The organism is Clostridium sp. AM27-28 (assembly GCF_003480955.1).
GTDB lineage: Bacteria > Bacillota > Clostridia > Lachnospirales > Lachnospiraceae > Otoolea > Otoolea fessa.
In genome coordinates this window covers 1-1,654 of the sequence record NZ_QUJT01000033.1, presented here as the reverse complement: position 1 = coordinate 1,654, position 1,654 = coordinate 1, and the positions used below count along the sequence as shown (strand labels likewise).

At 53.7% G+C, this 1,654-nt stretch carries 1 protein-coding gene and 1 riboswitch; the gene reads left to right on the top strand.

Annotated features, from left to right (window positions below):
• Positions 1-226 precede the first annotated feature (226 nt).
• Positions 227-305: riboswitch (Fluoride riboswitch) on the top strand.
• 54 nt (positions 306-359) lie between these two features.
• Positions 360-1,538: a cation:proton antiporter gene (locus DW720_RS15470; protein WP_118749817.1), complete on the top strand. Its 1,179-nt coding sequence runs from the start codon at positions 360-362 to the stop codon at positions 1,536-1,538.
• The last annotated feature ends 116 nt before the right edge of the window (positions 1,539-1,654 follow it).

Below are 1,654 nucleotides of genomic sequence, written 5' to 3'. Positions count from 1 at the left end.
GATATAAAGCGAATCTTGAGACGGGCATAACTTATGTTTGCACAGTAAAATGGTGTTGCATTAGCGAAAGACAGAGCACGATCAATTCGCGTTTGCGAAGCAATGAAAGCCCCGGCATCACTTTGAAGGGCTGGAAAAGAAGCAGGAACTATGCGGCAGAGTAAACCCCGGCGGCGTTGCGGAGCCCGGAGTTGCTTTTGAGAGACAGGTGTGCTATACTGCCAACAGAATAAACGGGAATGAAGTTCTCCCGAAGTAACCAGATTACTTGAACCGCTTTAAAAGCTGATGACTTCTGCGACGAAAACCACGCAGAAGGTGTCAGCTTTTTTGCGTGTTGTAAGTAAGGAGGAACTTTTATGTTACTGAGTATTTCGCTGATTTTGATCGTTGGGATGTCTATGGGGTGGCTTTGTCAGAAGTACAGGCTGCCGAGTCTGCTGGGAATGCTGGCAACCGGCATGGTTCTGGGACCCTACGTCCTGAACCTGCTGGACGGCAGCATTCTGGGTATCTCCCCGGAGCTGCGGAAGATCGCCCTTATCATCATTCTTACCCGTGCAGGGCTGGGGCTGGATACTTCCGGGCTGAAAAAGCTGGGGCGGCCTGCTGTTCTGATGTGCTTTGTTCCGGCGTCCTTTGAGCTGATGGGGGTGCTTTTTCTGGCACCGAAGCTCATGGGGCTGACGGTTTTAGAGGCGGCAATTCTGGGCGCGGTGATGGCGGCGGTCTCCCCGGCGGTGGTGGTGCCAAGGATGGTCCGGCTTATGGACGAGGGCTACGGCGTAAAGCAGGGCATCCCGCAACTGATCCTTGCAGGCGCATCGGTGGATGACGTGTACGTCATCGTGCTGTTCTCCACCTTTGTGGGCATGATGCAGGGGGAAAGTGCCTCTATGCTCAGTTTTGTCAACATCCCGGTGTCCATTCTGCTGGGCATGGCGGTAGGTCTGGCGGTCGGGTCCCTGTTGGCGTACTTCTTTGCAAAGGTCCATATCCGGGATACCGCAAAGGTTTTGATCATTTTGAGCATCTCCTTCCTGCTGGTGGCAGCGGAGGATGCCCTGACCACCGCGATCACCTTCTCGGCCATGATCGCCATTATGTTTATCGGCATCGGTCTGCAAAAAAAAAGAGAAGTGGTGGCAAAAAGGCTCTCGGTAAAATACGGAAAGCTCTGGGTGGCTGCGGAGGTGTTCCTGTTCGTGCTGGTGGGCGCAACGGTGAACATCGGCTATCTGGGCAAGGTGGGTGCAAAGGCACTGCTTTTGATCGTGGGTGCGCTGGTATTTCGGATGCTGGGTGTTTTTGTGTGCCTTCTGGGCACAAGCCTGAGCAAAAAGGAACGGCTTTTCGCCATGATGGCGTACACCCCCAAGGCAACCGTGCAGGCTGCCATTGGCGGCATTCCGCTGGCACTGGGCTTTGCCTGCGGCGATACGGTGCTTACCGTGGCGGTGCTGGCTATCGTGCTGACGGCTCCCCTTGGTGCCTTTGCCATGAACCTGAGCTATAAAAAGCTGCTGAAGAAGGGGTGAAGCGACCGGGAAGGAGCTTTTCCGCAGGGGAAAAGCGTGGTATACTGAGGGCGGAAAATCGGAATTTATAAAGGAGAATATTGATGAAACTATTTTTATGTTCGCACTTTTCAAGT

Coding starts and splice junctions, on each gene's coding strand:
- DW720_RS15470 (WP_118749817.1), top strand. CDS start 360: ATGTTACTGAGTATTTCGCTGATTTTGATCGTTGGGATGTCTATGGGG.